Origin of the sequence: Sinorhizobium sp. FG01, assembly GCF_002531875.1 — a bacterium.
Taxonomy (GTDB): domain Bacteria; phylum Pseudomonadota; class Alphaproteobacteria; order Rhizobiales; family Rhizobiaceae; genus Sinorhizobium; species Sinorhizobium fredii_C.
This window is the reverse complement of sequence record NZ_NWTB01000021.1, coordinates 52,959-67,464: the sequence shown is the minus strand read 5'-3', so window position 1 is coordinate 67,464 and position 14,506 is coordinate 52,959. Positions and strand designations below refer to the sequence as shown.

The following is a 14,506-nucleotide window of genomic DNA, read 5'->3' as shown; positions in this document are numbered from 1 at the left end:
GAGGGCGTTGCAGCTCTTTAATTTGAACGCCCCCTAGCGAAATCGAAGCCACCGCGGCCTCGGCCGTATGGTTACGATTACGCCGCGCTCGTCTTTTTTGAAAAGGTCGTGAAGCGTGTCGCCCGGGAGGCGCCCGGCGTCTGCTTCGAGTTGCTGCCTCTCGCCGACAACTACGATGATTGCCTGCGGCGCGGTGAGGCTGATTTCCTCATCTTTCCGGAATTGTTCATGTCGGGCGCGCATCCTAGGGCGACACTGTTCGAGGAAACTCTCGTGTGCGTGGGCTGTCGCACGAACAAGCAACTGTCAGAGCGACTTACATTCGAGAGATACATGTCGATGGGGCACGTTGTAGTGAAGTTCGGAAATGCCCGGACGCCTTCCATTGAGGAATGGTATTTGCTTGAGCACGGGCTTAAGAGACAGATCGAGGTTGTCGTGCAGGGCTTTAGCATGGTTCCGTTCATGCTTTCAGGGACCGAGCGCATAGCGACGATGCCCTTACGCCTTGTCAAGCAGCTCGCAAAAACTATTCCCCTGCAGATCGTAGAACTTCCGCTACCAATGCCCGCATTCAACCAGGCCGTCCAATGGCCCGCCCTCCACAATAGCGATCAGGCGAGCCTCTGGATGCGAGACGTGTTGTTTCAGGAGGCATCCCGCATGGCCTCCCCACGTGAGGTAATGAGACGTCTCAGACTACCCTAGCACGCTACCCTCCCCACCTTAGTCTCAATAGCCGAGATTATCGACGTCCACGGCAAATGCGCCTGCAACGTCGCTCAAGTATCCGCCGCCCGATGGACGCCTTATGGATGCTTCGTTTCCGCAGCACTCCTTGGCTGCACTTTTCTCATTCGACAAGCCGAGCCGCAGCTTCGCCAGTCGGCACGTCGATGAGCGTGATAGCGCTTGCTGCAAGGAAACGGCGTTCGTTGTTGGTCAGCGCTGCCGCATCGAGCACCGCAAAACGTGGGCCGTTGGAGCGCTTCATGATCTGTCGGGCGTAGGTGCGCAGCATCTGGTCGTTGAAGCGGCAGCCGATGAAGAAGAAGCCCCTATTGGTGCGCCGCTCCTTCACCGCTTCAGGGATCGGCGTCTGAATATCTATCTCGGTCAGCACTTCGACATAGTCGGAATCTGAGACGAGAAAATTTGCCGCCGGCCTGACGCTGCCGTGAGGCGTGTAGAGAACCGTCTTTGCCGCCGATCCCATTCCGAGTTCCCTCCCGGACAAATCGTAGGTTTTCGTCCAGATGTCGCCGTATCCGGTTGCTCTGGTGACGCCTTGTATCTCAACCACATCCGTTCGATCAGTCTCAGCAAGGGCCGCCCGCATTGTTGCGTCGTACCAGCTATCGATGATGAGGGAGAGGGGCAGCGTTGCGAGCCAGGCATGCAGAATGGTCGGCGCCACCGGCGATGCGAATATATCGGCCATCCAGGTTTGAAGCGTCCGGCGATGCCGGCGCTGTTCAATGAATTGCGCGACCGACCACATATTGGTGCGTATTCTGGAAGGGGCTGGCGCCCGCGTGTTGAGTGCCGCCGCGACGGCTTCCGGCTCATGCGGTACAGTCGGCGCCGCAGAGCTCAGCCGTAGTAGACCCGGACCGAGATAGGGAACGATCGCATCGGCGGCGAGTGCTTCCTTCAGCAGATCAAGCCGCTTTTCCGCATCGCTGTTGCGCAAAAAAGGGAGACGGTCGGGGGTGGTCACGATGGTATTCATGCTGCTTCCTCTTGCCGCCTATCCTGACCTATCTGCAGCATCAGTCGTCGTCGAAAATCCTCCTGGCCTCGACGGTGATCGGCAGGCGCGTATCGCGCGGCAGGTCAGGGAGGGCGAGCCGCCAGCCGTTCTTGAGCGTTACAGCCCCTCCCCACAGGTCTTCATTCTCGACCTTGATGATCGGCTCCTCGAGATCCTTCTTAGGAACATAGGCCGACAAGCCGGCGCTGGTTCTGCGGATCATTACCTTCATCGTGCTGTTCCTTCGCTGACGACAGTGGCGGCTTTCTCAGTGCTCGTCAGTTCACGCGCCCGCATGCCGACAACGGTGCCGCGATCGATCCATTCGACGGCATAGATGTAGAACTGCTGCAGAAAGGTACCGATGTCGCGCACATAGCCTTCGTCGCCTTTCCGCACCAGGTTTTCCCCGATGGTTTTGCCCGGATAGGTGCCGTCATTCTTTACGTGGCGTGTAGCACGGACCCGCTGACCGGGCATGAAGAGCGGCGGCTTGCGGATCTCGACCTCCTGTTCGCGTGACAGGTCCATTGCGTTCTTTCGGTTTTGGACTGCATGATATCGATAAACGGGTGCAACGAGCGCCGGGGGGATATCCCGACTATGCTGGAGCGGGAACGCAGGTCTTTGGCACTGGACATACGAAGGCACATTGCTGCAACTCGAAAGCTCCCTTGCATTCGGTGCACTTGTTCGGATCGATCACGTAGGCCTCGCCCTTGAACTTGATCGCGCCGGAGGGACATTCGAACTCGCAGGCGCCGCACTGGGTGCATTGGGATGCAATGATTTTGAAGGCCATTTTCAGCTCCTCGTTCGGTTGGAATCCGGGCTCAAGCAGTGGCCGTAAGTGGTTCGGCCCCAAACTCTTCGGCATAAAGTGCGCTGATGGCCGTCTCGATGTAGTCATAGCCATAATCGTCAATTGCTCGGATTCCGGCTTCCCTGAGCTGATCGTTGGGGCAATCTCCGATTTTGGCGCACAGGACGATATCTATGCCTTCGAGCGCGGCGATGAGGGTTTCGAGCGCATGCTCCTCACCAAAGCCGCCGCGGCAATACTGCTCTACCTTGCGATGCCCGACGAAGTTGATACCACTCGCCGACGCTTCATAGACCTGGAATTCCTTTGCATGTCCGAAGTGTTCATTGATTCGGCCGCCGCCCTTCGTTGCCACTGCGAAAAGAAGCGGTCCGTTCGAGCCCGCCGCTTTGATCACTCCGATCGCCTCCTTCTTGGCAGCCACGTGATCGCCTCGCTCGCGAGCCACCACCTCCCGATAGGCCTCGCGCTTGCTGGCGTCGTAGCCGACCTCATCCGGGATCTGATCGACGGTAAATTCCTGACCGCGATCCTCCCCGAGCAGGCCGACTGCATCGGCCCGGCACTGCCGACAATGGCGCATCAGCTTCGCACCCCCATCAAGACGATCTTGAAGGGCCTTCAGTTCGGCCGCCCGCGGGCCGCGCTGCCCGGTCAGGCCATAATGCGTGCCATGCGCCGGGTCGGAAATCAACGGCATCACGTTGTGCAGGAACGCGCCGCGATCCTTGACCCATCTGTTCACCTCGATGAGGTGCTCGTCGTTGACGCCGGGGATCATAACCGAATTGACCTTGGTGAGGATGCCCCGCGCCGTCAGCATTTCCAGACCCAGCATCTGCCGCTCATGTAGGATTTTGGCGGCTTCTAGCCCGGTAAAGCGGCGGTGGTCATGAAAAATCCATGGGTATATCTTCGCGCCGACTCTCGGATCGACCATGTTGATGGTGATCGTCACGTGATCAACATTCATGTCAGCAAGCTCGCCGACATGGTCGGGCAGCGCTAGACCGTTGGTTGAAAGACACAGCTTGATATCGGGGATCTCTCTGGCCACCCGTTCAAATGTTGCCTTTGTCTTCTTCCAGTCATAACAGGCATCGCCTGGTCCGGCGATGCCGAGCACGGAAAGCTGCGGGACTTCATTGGCGACCGCAACGACCTTTCTGAGCGCCTGGTCAGGCGTCAGCTTTTCCGAGACGACCCCTGGCCGGCTTTCGTTGGCGCAGTCATATTTACGATTGCAGTAGTTACACTGGATGTTGCAGGCTGGTGCGACCGCGACGTGCATGCGCGCGAAATAGTGGTGCGCTTCTTCTGAATAGCAGGGATGGTCCTTGATCTTCTCCCAGACAGCCGGCTCGACGTCGTGCGGCTTTGCGGACGTACCGCACGATGAGGCGGCGCAAGCACTGGACTTCGCTGTGGCCAGCAGTTGGTTCATGGTTGTCGTGCTGGTCAGGCTCTTGAGCGAAATCATTGGTGGGGACATTGAAGGCTCCGTTGCTGCTTAACGTCGCGGTTCAAAAAGCAAGCGCCATGCCAATGAAAAGAGCTGATTTTTTCAACGGATTAGCTATTTTGTCCGGTTCCCTCCATTTGCGACCCGACATAGATTTGTCAGGCATTCGACAATAGACAGACACCGGTAAGATGGCGCTCGCCTCAAGCGCGGCGGGAGGAGGGCAGGTCGTGTCACCAGGGCTTAGAACTTCTTCACCTCGATTTGATGCCGGCGGAGAGCATAACCAACCTGACGTGGCGTGAGGCCGAGGAGGCGAGCCGCTTTGGCCTGAACCCACCCGGATTTCTCCATCGCGTCGATCAGCCGTTCCCGCTCGGTCAGACGCGCACCGATTGCGGGGCAGGCAGGATCGTTCGGATCGCAGGCTTTGGAGGAGACCTCGCCGAGAGCGGCGCCGGCGCGCCTGGCCGCGAACGGGGATCCAGCCGACATTGTGCTCTCTCTGGCGAGCTCATCGATGGCATTGTCGCCGATAGAACCGTCAGCTCCCTTCCACAGACGCGCAGAGAGGCACTGGCTGTTCTTGCAGGCGAAATCCAACGGACCGATGGTCCCTGACTGCGCGAGAGTTGCCGTCCGTCGCACGCAGTTTTCAAGCTCACGGACGTTGCCGGGGAAGCGGCACTGCGAGACCAGGTCAAGCGCCGACGGCGCGAATGTAAGTTCGCGGCCATTCTCCTTGTTGAATCGCTTGAGGAAAACTTTCGCAAGACGAGAAATGTCGCCGGGTCGATCCCTGAGCGGCGGCAATACAATTGGCACTACATTGATGCGGTAATAAAGATCAGCCCTGAACTCGCCATTGGCGACAGCCATTTCGAGATTCTTGTTGGTGGCGCATATGAGACGAACGTCGACCTTTAGTGTTCTGGTGCCGCCAACCCGCTCCAATTCACCTTCCTGCAAGACGCGCAACAGCTTGGCCTGAAATACAGGGGAGATCTCGCCGATCTCGTCAAGCAACAGTGTTCCGCCGTTTGCCAGTTCGAAACGGCCCGCGCGCTGTGAGATAGCTCCGGTGAAGGCACCCTTCTCGTGGCCAAAGAGCTCCGACTCCAGAACAGTTTCAGGCAGTGCGGCGCAGTTCAATTTGATGAAAGATTTCGTCCTTCGAGGTGAGAGCTCATGGATGGCCTGTGCAAAGGCTTCCTTGCCGGTGCCGCTTTCGCCCCGCAGGAGTACCGTGGTATTGGTGGGGGCCACGGCCGAGACGGTTGCGAGCACCTCCTTCACAGCGGCACTTTCCCCGACGATCCAATCGATTTTGGCAGGCAGACGCCCGCCGACGTCGTTTCTCTTACCGACGTCAGATTTCTCGCCTCTGCGTTGCTCCTGCGTGAACCGCTGACGATCCAGGCCAAAGGCGCGATGGAGCGAGATGCTCTGGCCGACAAGGTTGGCAACCATTGTGAGAAAGCCTACGTCCTCGTCATAGGTGAGGTTAGTGGCGTCGTCACTGACACGAACGATCGATAGTGTTCCAAGAATTTTGCGCTCGGCCTTTACTGGAACGCCGATAAAGGCACCTGGTATGGTGCCGCCGCTCGAAGACGTCAGATCACCCTGATAGAGCTCCGACGTGCTGGGATCCTCTATGACGACCGGCGCCCCGGTAGCAACGATTTCGTCTATTGCGGCCTGCGATATAACTCGGCCGCCGCCGGATTGAGGTGAGGGTGTATTGCCCGCAGTCGCGATAATTTCGGGCTCGGTTCCATCTTCCAGGATGACGATTGCTCCGTAACGCATTTCCACCATGGAGGAGAGGATGTTCACGACATTGGTGAGCGTGATCTCCAGCCGGGTGGGCGCGGTCAGGACTTTCGATATCTGGTAAATTCCGCTGACGAAGATATTCCCCTTGGTTTTTTTGGCTGATTCAGACCGCCTTCCTTCGGGGAACGCACCGTGCAGCATTTGAGCCATTGAAACTCCTCACTGGTTGTCAGGTGCTCCTCCCAAGCGACCTTTTCCTCTGAACTCTGGAAGCATAGGACTCCAAGGTCCTCCTGTGCAAGTTTTTCGACAACCTAAACAAGCGAATGCTGGTTCCGATACGCGCGCGCGAGCCTCGTCATCCAAACTTGAAGAGGACGCCGTAGCCGCCTCGCGGGTAATTCCACTCGATCTCACCACTAGCCTCGCACAGGACCCTGCATGTGCCGCATTCCATGCAGCCGTCGGCGGTGATCTCCACTTGGCCGTTGTCATTCAACTCATAGCATTTGGCCGGGCAGATGCTCGTCAGGGCGAAGAGATTCGCGCTCGGCCACTGGTGCGGTCGCACTTTGATGTGCGGGCGTCCTGAGTCGACAACATAGCGGTTCTGGTAGAGCTTGTCCTCTACGCGTAAGTTGGTGACTGCAATCGTCATCTCATCCTCCTTCAGCGCCAGGCGAGTGCCAAGCGGACCGCGTCACTAACGAGCCCCCACCGCGAACGAGCCTTGATGAAGGCGGCCGTGGTTGCCCGTTCCTTGTCGAGCTTCGGGGTGCTGTCGACACGCATGAAAGTCTGCGCTGCCTGCGACAGCAACTGCGGATAAGTCGTGAAGAAATTCCGGGAATTCGTGTGAAGAAGGGCAGGCATATCCTTATATTTCCTCATGTCTTTGATGACGAAGGACTTGTCCAGCATTGACTTGTAGAGGGCGAGGTTTTCCTTCGTCATTGGCCGCCCGCCTTTCTTGACCAGGAAGATAGCCTCACCGGCGAGGCGCCCCGACGTCATGGCGAGGTTGGATCCCTCGCGGTGCACCGCATTGTTGAGCTGCGCTGCGTCGCCTACGACGACCCAGCCGTTGCCGAAGAGCTGCGGGATGGCCTTGTACCCACCCTCCGGAATGAGATGAGCGGCATATTCCTTGACCTCCGAACCCGCGATCAGCGGCTGGATGGACGAATGTTTCTTGAAGCTTTCGAGCAGCTCATAAGGGCTCTCCATTGTCGCGGCAAAGTCAGATACAAGGCAGCCGATGCCGATCGAGATCGACTCTTTGTTGGTATAGAGGAAGGCGAGTCCGGCCATGCTGCGGGAAATGGTGCCGGCTGCCTCGATCACGCAGCCTTCGTTTGCCTTCAGGCCGAACCGCTGGTCGATCACCTCTTCGGGCAGGAAATGCATCTCCTTTACAGCGAGCGCCACGTTTTGAGGCTTTGGTGTTTCACGCAGGCCAGCCCGCGTGCCGAGAAGCCCATTGACCCCTTCTGCAAGAACGACCACGTCCGCAAGGATCATGTCGCCGATGCGGTCGGTAAGAACGCCGATCACCTTTCCGTCGCCGTCGCGAGCGAGCTCCGTCACCGTCGTCTCGCAAAGAACCGTGGCTCCCGCCTCGCGCACCTTGCGCGAAAACCACTTGTCGAACTGGGCGCGAATGACCGTATAGCGGTTGTGTCTTGACTCATTGAAGTCATCCGACCGGTACTGCATCCCGATGTGGGATGTGTCGTCCATCATCCAGAACCGCTGCTCGATCAGATGCCGCTCCAATGGCGCATCATCCCGAAAGTCCGGGATGATTTTCTCCAGCATGTTCGAGTACATGATGGCGCCCTGGACATTCTTGGAACCCGGGTATTCGCCGCGCTCCAGCTGCAGCACCTTGAGGCCGCGGCTCGCCATCGTGTAAGCGGCCGCGTTGCCGGCCATACCGGCCCCGATAACGATGGCGTCAAACTTTTCCTCGCTCATGGCCCGTATTCCTCAGTTCGCAAGCTTGTCGCGACTGTGCGGCGACAGCCGATGGGTGAAGACTTCCGTCAACGACGGCAGGAAGCGGATCGCATCGGTTACGACGCCGAGGTGAGCGAAATCGAAGATCGGCGCGTTCGGGTCGGTATTGATCGCTACAATGAGATCAGCTCCCCCGACGCCAACCCGGTGCTGGATGGCGCCCGATATTCCGGCCGCTATGTAGAGCTTCGGCCGGATAGTCTTGCCCGTCTGGCCGATCTGCCGATCAGCCGGCATCCAGCCCTTCTGGACCAGCGGGCGCGAACAGCCATATTCGGCCCCAATCACCCGTGCGAGATTTTTCACGAGCTTCAGGTTCTCCGCCGCACCGAGACCAAGGCCCCCGGCAACCACGACGTCGGCATAGGCGAGGTTGGCGTTCAACGACTGGCCGTCGGACAGGAAGCCGAGTGCCTTGGTGACGATCTCTTCCTCGGCCATAGGCACTTCGTGTTGAATGACACGACCGACCGGCTTGTTCATTCGCTCCGGCATGGCCATTACCCTTGGCCGCACTGTGGCCATCTGCGGGCGGCAGTTGAGCGTGTAGATCGTGCAGAGCAGGGAGCCGCCGAAAGTCGGCCGTGTCGCGGCAAGCGAGCCGTCGGTGTCCACATCGAGTTCGGTGCAGTCGGCGGTTAGCCCTGTCAACAGGGTCGTCGCCACGGAGCCCGCAAGATCGCGGCCGAGCGTCGTCGCACCTAAAAGCAGCACCTCCGGTTTATAGGTCTCGACAAGATCCGTCATTGCTTTGGTGAAAGGCTCGTTGCGATAGTCGGCGAGCAGAGGTGCCTCGACGATGTAGGCAAGGTCGGCGCCATATGCGAAGGCCTCGGCGACGGCATGCCAGGTAGCCTCCCCCGGCGGTCCTAGAACGACGCCGGCGAGCTCGACGCCCAGCTTGTCAGCGAGCTTGCGGCCTTCGCCGAGCAGCTCGAAGGAGACCGGATGAACCTGGCCGCGTTCCAGCTCGATGAAGACCCAAACGTGCCGATAATCCTTGAAATGCTCGGGGAGCTCCTTCTTCATGCCGGCCCGGCCAGCGGCTGGAGGAGGGGTGTCTCGTTTCGTGTCCAAAATCGGCTCTCCTGCCTTCAATCGTCGCCGTCGAAGGCGAGTTCGTCTTCCAGCGCCGGCTGGCGCGAGAAGATCCCGGCGATCAACTCTTCAGCAAGATCGCGGGGCGTCTTTTCGGTGGTATCGATCTGCTCTGCCTTTTCGTCCCGCGCAGTAGGGGCAAAGACGCGTTTGACGACGGTTGGAGAACCGCGCAGGCCGCATTTGGTGAGGTCCTCAATGCCGGCGTCGGCCGCGTTCCACTTCACGATCTGGCTGCGCGCGGCGCGGAGCGCGTCGTCGAGCGAGCCGCGGCGGATCTCGTTGGTGCCTTCCAGCATGGTGATGAGGCACGGGAGCTTGCTCATCAGCGTCTGCGTGCCTCCTTCCGAGCGGCGCTCCACTGTGATCGCGCGCGCATCGAGATCGATCGAGACGATCTTCGCGACGTAAGTGAGCTGCAAAAGGTCGAGGCGCTTGGCGATGCCGGGCCCAACCTGGGCGGTGTCGCCGTCGATCGTCTGCTTGCCCGTGAAGACGATGTCAGGCATACCGAAGGTCTCTCCGATCTTCGCAATGGCCTGAGAAAGAGCGAATGAGGTCGCCAGGGTATCGGAGCCGGCAAAATACCGGTCGGTCAAAAGGACGGCGCGGTCGGCGCCGTAAGTGAGCGCCTTGCGCAATGCGTCCTCTGCCATGGGCGGCCCCATGGTAAGCACAGTGACCTCGCCGCCATGGCAGTCGCGCAATCTGAGGGCCTCTTCAAGGGCGAACAGGTCATAGGGGTTGATGATGGTTGGCACCCCCTGACGCATGATCGTGTTCGTCACCGGATGGACTCGTATCTGTGCGGAGTCCGGCACCTGCTTGATACAGATTACGATGTGCATAGCGGTGTCTTACTCCCTCCAATTTGTATGGCGCGCATGGAACTCATCTGCTTGGTAGCATCATTTGTGCCAGACGCTCCGCCCTCTCCTATACGTTTGAAAGGAATGTAGATTTCCGGACAAGAGGTGTTTGCGCCGTGACTGATTGTCGGATTCTGGACAGCATCTTGTCGCAACTGCGACGGGCTCATTCCCTCCCGAACGGTTTCAGGACTAAGTCTAACGGGACAAAGGCGCGGACCGGTGTGGTGGGATTGTCCGGATCATGATCCTTGAGCACCTTGAAGACCCGGTGCTTAAGGGGGGATGAAGTCGCGAAATCCTCGTAGGCCCGTTCGAGCATGGCGTGGGCCCGGGCCGCAATCACCTGATCGGGCAGGCCGGAGAAGTCCTCTTCGGCGAGGTATTGGCCCATACGCTTCATGATGTGGAGTCGCGAGACGTCGAGCACTTTCGGGTCATATGAGACGCCAAGCACCGCAAAGAACTCCTCTGCAGCCGACAGGCCCTTCAGCCGCGCGAGGATGTCATTGGTATCAATATGGTCAGTCCTATTAGAGCACTTGCACATTGCATTCTCCCGGGGTCGACAAAAAGGTGGTTTCGAGTGCTGCTGGGCTGACGTAAGTCCGAGCGCCAGCGAACGATCGGCGAGGTTTGCCACACGAAACATACGGGCGGCGCTGGAACCGGTAAGCGCGCCGGAGCGCGACTGGGCGGAACTCTGCGGCTCATGCTCATTGGAGACCACGGAACGCCTCTTCACCGCGCACCGGCTGCCATATGGACGAAACTGGTGGAGTGAAATGACATCGCCCGGCTCACTCGCTTCCAAGGTATCGGTCTGACGCTGCACGACACAGTTCGTCGTAAAGCTTGACCAGTTGGGTTTCAGTGATGGTCGATTTGATCTTGGACGCCTGGGAGCGGACGCGGGAGAGGATCGCGGCTGTCAGATCCGGGTCAAGTTCGCGCCCTTTTCCTTTCAGCACATGTGCAATGGCAGTGGCGTCGGAATGCTTGCCGATGACAATCTGGCGGTGGCGGCCAACGAGAGCCGGATCGAGCCCTTGGCAAGGGCCGGGCGCCTTGAGCTCTGCTACATCCAGGCCGGTTTCATGAGTGAAGATATCTGCGCCGACCACCGGGTTGATGGCTGGTATCCGACGACCGATAACGCGCGCCACGTGGGCGGCGAGCTCGGGTAACGCTTTGAGAGCAATGCCGGTATTTTCGCCCTCGAGCACAGCCAGTGCAGCAGCGACCTCTTCGAGCGCGGCATTGCCGGCGCGTTCGCCCAGACCGCCGACGGTGACGCAGGCATGACGCGCCCCCGCGCGGATCGCCGCCAGTGTGTTGGCGGCAGCAAGGCCGAAGTCGTTGCGGCCATGAAATTCCAGATCCATCAGGAACTGTGACGCCAACTCGGAGACAAGATCGAACGTCGAAAAGGGGTCGAGAACTCCGATCGTGTCGGTCAGCCTGACGCGGCTTGCGCCTGCGCGCCCAGCCGTTTCGATTACATGGGCGAGATGAGCTCGATCGGCGCGCGATGCATCCTCGCATTCCACTGCCACGAAGAGGCCTCGGTCGGCTGCGCGCCCGACCATCCTCTCGACGATTTCAAGCGCTCCTACCCGATCAAGGCCGTGCTTGCCGCTCAGTTGGATGTCCGATGCGGGCAGGGACAGATTGACGGCGGGCACCCCGCATTCAATTGCTGCGTCGAGATCCTCTGACGTCATCCGGCACCAGGCCACGAGCCGGACGGGGAGACCCAATGCGACCACCGCGCGAATCGTTTCGATCTCGTCGGGGCTGATGCTTGGGCTGCCGATCTCGATCTCCCAGACGCCGGCTGCAGCAAGCGACTCGGCCAGTCCCAACTTTTCTGCCGTGGTGAAGGCGACGCCAGGAGCCCGCTCACCGTCGCGCATGGTCGTATCGTTGAGAAAGATCTGCCGTTTCATGAACCGGGGCCGCCTCTTCCCCTCAGCGAAGATCAGATCGTCGGGTTTCCGGAGTCGATCCAGACCGGGGTATGTCGCGCAACTTCTCGACTATCCCGGGTATCACCTCGAGCACCCGGTCCACATCCTCCTCGTTGTTGTGGCGTGAGAAGGAGAAGCGGATTGTCCCCTGTGCCGCGCTATCAGGGTAGTTCATTGCCTTCAAGACATGGCTCGGTTCCGGCGAGCCGGAGCTGCAAGCGGAGCCGGAGGAACAGGAAATCCCGTAGCGACTGAGGAGAAACAGCATGCCATCGGCTTCGACCTGGTGGAAGGAGATGCTCGCAGTATTCGGCAAGCGCTCCAGCGGGTCGCCGGTGACGACGGCGTAGGGAACACGCTGGAGAACACCTTTCTCCAAGCGGTCTCGCAGCGATTTAACCCGTGTGTTCTCCTCGTCCATGAATTTCAAGGCGAGTTCGGCTGCCTTGCCGAGCCCGACTATGCCAGGCGTATTCTCTGTACCCGCACGCCTGCCCCTTTCCTGGTGCCCTCCCTTGATCAGCGAGCGGAAGGGCACGCCACGCCTTATGTAAAGTGCGCCGCTCCCTTTCGGGCCGTGCAGCTTGTGGCCTGAGAGCGAAAGCAAGTCGATTGCAGTTGACTTGAGGTCGATTGGAACCTTGCCGACGGCCTGGACTGCGTCGGTATGAAAAAGGGCGCCGACCTCCTTTGCTAGATTTGCGAGTTCGATTGCGGGAAAGATCGTACCCGTTTCGTTATTCGCCCACATGATCGAGACGATTGCCACGCGCGGGCTGAGCGCAGCCTTGTACGCGTCGAGGTCAAGCCTGCCAAGGCGATCAACTGGGATCCTATGTACCTTGACGCGGCGTGTCTTCTCAAGATCCGCGCAGAGCGTTAGCACGGCCGGATGCTCGACAGCGGAAGTCACGATCTCCTTGCGCTCAGGCATCACCTCAAGCGCCGAAAGGATCGCTGCATTGTCGCTTTCCGTCCCGCCTGAGGTGAACGCGATCTCGGAATCGAACTCTGCGCCGATCAGCGCTTGCAGCTGCCGGCGCGCTTTTCTCACAGCCACGCCGGCGGAGGAGCCAAACGCGTGCGTTGAAGAAGGATTTCCAAATTGATCCGTGAAGAAAGGCAGCATTTCTTCAACCACTTCAGGATCGACACGTGTCGTTGCGTTGTTGTCGAGATAGATGGATCTCATGGACGCATTCTCGGCCAGCGGGGAGCAACGTGAACATTTGTGTGCTCGACCCCATTGGTTGCGCGTGCGATCAATGGTGACCGAGGCGACCAGACACGCGACCGAGGCTCGCGGTGAGCTGAGGGAGCCTGAACACCGCTGACATCACGAGTGTCGCGGTCACGGCAGGTCTCAGGTGAATGCATCCCCTTGACAGTGTTGCGATTTGGATTTGCATCGACGGGGGTCTTTGTTTTGCGCACACGCCTTCTCTCACGCAGTGAGGGCTTCGGTGAACATTGCTGCACGGCCCCCGACAAACATTTCCTCCAATGCTTTGGGAGACGTGACTCCGTTGCCACGAGGCTTCGTGTCGTGAGTGACTTGCCGGCTGGTGGTGAGACAGTTGGGGCGGATGTCCTGATGATCACCCCTTCATCAACGCTGAAGCTTTTGCACGCTGGGGCGCCTCGCTCGCGAGGCCAGATGCGGCCCATACCGCGGAATCTGGCCTTTGCATCAATTCGCATTGCGGGGCGGTGCATCCCCTCCTGCAGCATCCTGTCAATAAACCCTGCCGTCTCCCGATGCGTGAGGCGACACGCGTCGCCGGCAGTCGTCCCGACGATGCGGTCGGCAAATTCCGACAAGACGGCGATCGCAGAGCTGCAGCGCAACAAATGGGATTTCGCGGCAGTGATCGCTTCCGCACCGGGATCGACTCTTGTCATCAGGTCAAGCCTATTGCCGCAGGAGATGGCGCCGACCTTAGTGACCTCAGGAACGCCGGCCTTCACCTCGTCGAAGAAATATCCTTCGACCATTTCGCAATTGTTTCCCATGGCTCTTCTCACTTGTGGCAGGTGATCAGCCAAAGGACTTTCCGCACGCACAGGTCTCCTGCGCGTTTGGATTGTCGAAAACAAATCCGGAGGATTCGCCCCCCGTGACGAAGTCGACGGTCATGCCAGCGACTTGCAATTGCGATGCGACGTCTACGAACACCTTTACTCCGTCGGCCTCAATCACGGCGTCGTCCTCGCGCGGCGAGCTTTCCAGCCCCATCAGGTATTTGAAGCCTGCGCAGCCGCCCGCCTGGATCATGATGCGAAAACCTTCCACCGGCTCGGCGGCTCGCGAAAGAGCAGCTTTCATGACGGCGACGGCATTCTCGGTGAGCGTGATCATGCGTTGGGTTCCCTTCGACGGATGCGTTCGGCGGGCAATCACGCATCTGCCGTGCCAACGAAAAACCGTTTGCAAACAACGTAACGCCTCTGACATTTGTGTCCGATGTCCGACATCGTCACACATGGGACACAAACCGGTCGCCGGCCAAGACTTTGCAACAAAGTACGGTTTTGGGGTTTGCCTGAACTGCTGGACTGTGCCTCGGCTCGCCCTCCGCCGCGCGGTCAAGTCATCCTCGACGGGTTGCTGCAGCTTGTGCCGGACGTCACGAGATGCACTTTCTCGCGCCGGCACTTGCTACCGGCTGACGTCGCAACACCCTGCGCAAGATCATGAGCGTAATCCGGCGAGATCGGCTGAAAAGCTGCGCT

14 protein-coding genes and 1 pseudogene are annotated in these 14,506 nt (G+C 59.3%); 1 reads left to right on the top strand and 14 read right to left on the bottom strand.

Going from position 1 to position 14,506, the window contains the following annotated elements:
• Window positions 1–75: 75 nt before the first annotated feature.
• Window positions 76–708 (top strand): annotated as a pseudogene (locus CO656_RS26110) (LysR substrate-binding domain-containing protein); the annotation flags it as partial.
• A 145-nt stretch (window positions 709–853) separates the two neighbouring features.
• Here the strand turns inward: CO656_RS26110 and CO656_RS26105 are convergent.
• The 14 genes from CO656_RS26105 to CO656_RS26035 form a co-directional block, all read right to left on the bottom strand.
• The gene (locus tag CO656_RS26105; RefSeq protein WP_097527692.1) at window positions 854–1,732 is read right to left on the bottom strand and encodes an SIR2 family protein; all 879 of its coding nucleotides are present in this window, start codon (window positions 1,730–1,732) and stop codon (window positions 854–856) included.
• A 40-nt stretch (window positions 1,733–1,772) separates the two neighbouring features.
• Window positions 1,773–1,985: a putative nitrogen fixation protein NifT gene (nifT, locus tag CO656_RS26100; protein ID WP_018097520.1), complete on the bottom strand. Its 213-nt coding sequence runs from the start codon at window positions 1,983–1,985 to the stop codon at window positions 1,773–1,775.
• Window positions 1,982–2,284 carry a nitrogen fixation protein NifZ gene (locus tag CO656_RS26095; protein WP_097527691.1) on the bottom strand — a complete coding sequence of 101 codons (303 nt, stop codon included), beginning with the start codon at window positions 2,282–2,284 and terminating at the stop codon, window positions 1,982–1,984. The genes nifT and CO656_RS26095 overlap by 4 nt, the downstream gene beginning before the upstream one ends.
• 70 nt (window positions 2,285–2,354) lie before the next feature.
• Window positions 2,355–2,555, bottom strand: coding sequence for a 4Fe-4S binding protein (locus CO656_RS26090; protein WP_018097518.1), 201 nt, complete (start codon window positions 2,553–2,555; stop codon window positions 2,355–2,357).
• Between the two features lie 31 nt (window positions 2,556–2,586).
• A complete protein-coding gene (nifB, locus tag CO656_RS26085) occupies window positions 2,587–4,068 on the bottom strand; it encodes a nitrogenase cofactor biosynthesis protein NifB (protein ID WP_097527690.1) in 1,482 nt (493 codons plus the stop codon).
• Window positions 4,069–4,281: 213 nt separating this feature from the next.
• Entirely contained in the window at window positions 4,282–6,027 is a 1,746-nt protein-coding gene (gene nifA / locus CO656_RS26080; RefSeq protein ID WP_176536676.1) for a nif-specific transcriptional activator NifA, read from the bottom strand.
• Between the two features lie 148 nt (window positions 6,028–6,175).
• Complete coding sequence (locus CO656_RS26075) at window positions 6,176–6,475, bottom strand: ferredoxin family protein (protein WP_018097515.1); 300 nt, start codon at window positions 6,473–6,475, stop codon at window positions 6,176–6,178.
• A gap of 11 nt (window positions 6,476–6,486) precedes the next feature.
• Window positions 6,487–7,794 carry an FAD-binding protein gene (locus CO656_RS26070; protein ID WP_097527689.1) on the bottom strand — a complete coding sequence of 436 codons (1,308 nt, stop codon included), beginning with the start codon at window positions 7,792–7,794 and terminating at the stop codon, window positions 6,487–6,489.
• A 12-nt stretch (window positions 7,795–7,806) separates the two neighbouring features.
• Entirely contained in the window at window positions 7,807–8,865 is a 1,059-nt protein-coding gene (locus tag CO656_RS26065; protein ID WP_097527688.1) for an electron transfer flavoprotein subunit alpha/FixB family protein, read from the bottom strand.
• A 65-nt stretch (window positions 8,866–8,930) separates the two neighbouring features.
• Entirely contained in the window at window positions 8,931–9,782 is an 852-nt protein-coding gene (locus CO656_RS26060) for an electron transfer flavoprotein subunit beta/FixA family protein (protein ID WP_097527687.1), read from the bottom strand.
• Between the two features lie 187 nt (window positions 9,783–9,969).
• A complete protein-coding gene (gene nifW / locus CO656_RS26055; RefSeq protein ID WP_097527686.1) occupies window positions 9,970–10,353 on the bottom strand; it encodes a nitrogenase stabilizing/protective protein NifW in 384 nt (127 codons plus the stop codon).
• Window positions 10,354–10,603: 250 nt separating this feature from the next.
• Window positions 10,604–11,752, bottom strand: coding sequence for a homocitrate synthase (locus CO656_RS26050; RefSeq protein WP_097527685.1), 1,149 nt, complete (start codon window positions 11,750–11,752; stop codon window positions 10,604–10,606).
• Window positions 11,753–11,774: 22 nt separating this feature from the next.
• The gene (gene nifS, locus CO656_RS26045) at window positions 11,775–12,965 is read right to left on the bottom strand and encodes a cysteine desulfurase NifS (protein WP_097527684.1); all 1,191 of its coding nucleotides are present in this window, start codon (window positions 12,963–12,965) and stop codon (window positions 11,775–11,777) included.
• Between the two features lie 846 nt (window positions 12,966–13,811).
• Complete coding sequence (locus CO656_RS26035; RefSeq protein ID WP_097527682.1) at window positions 13,812–14,132, bottom strand: iron-sulfur cluster assembly accessory protein; 321 nt, start codon at window positions 14,130–14,132, stop codon at window positions 13,812–13,814.
• Window positions 14,133–14,506 lie beyond the last annotated feature (374 nt).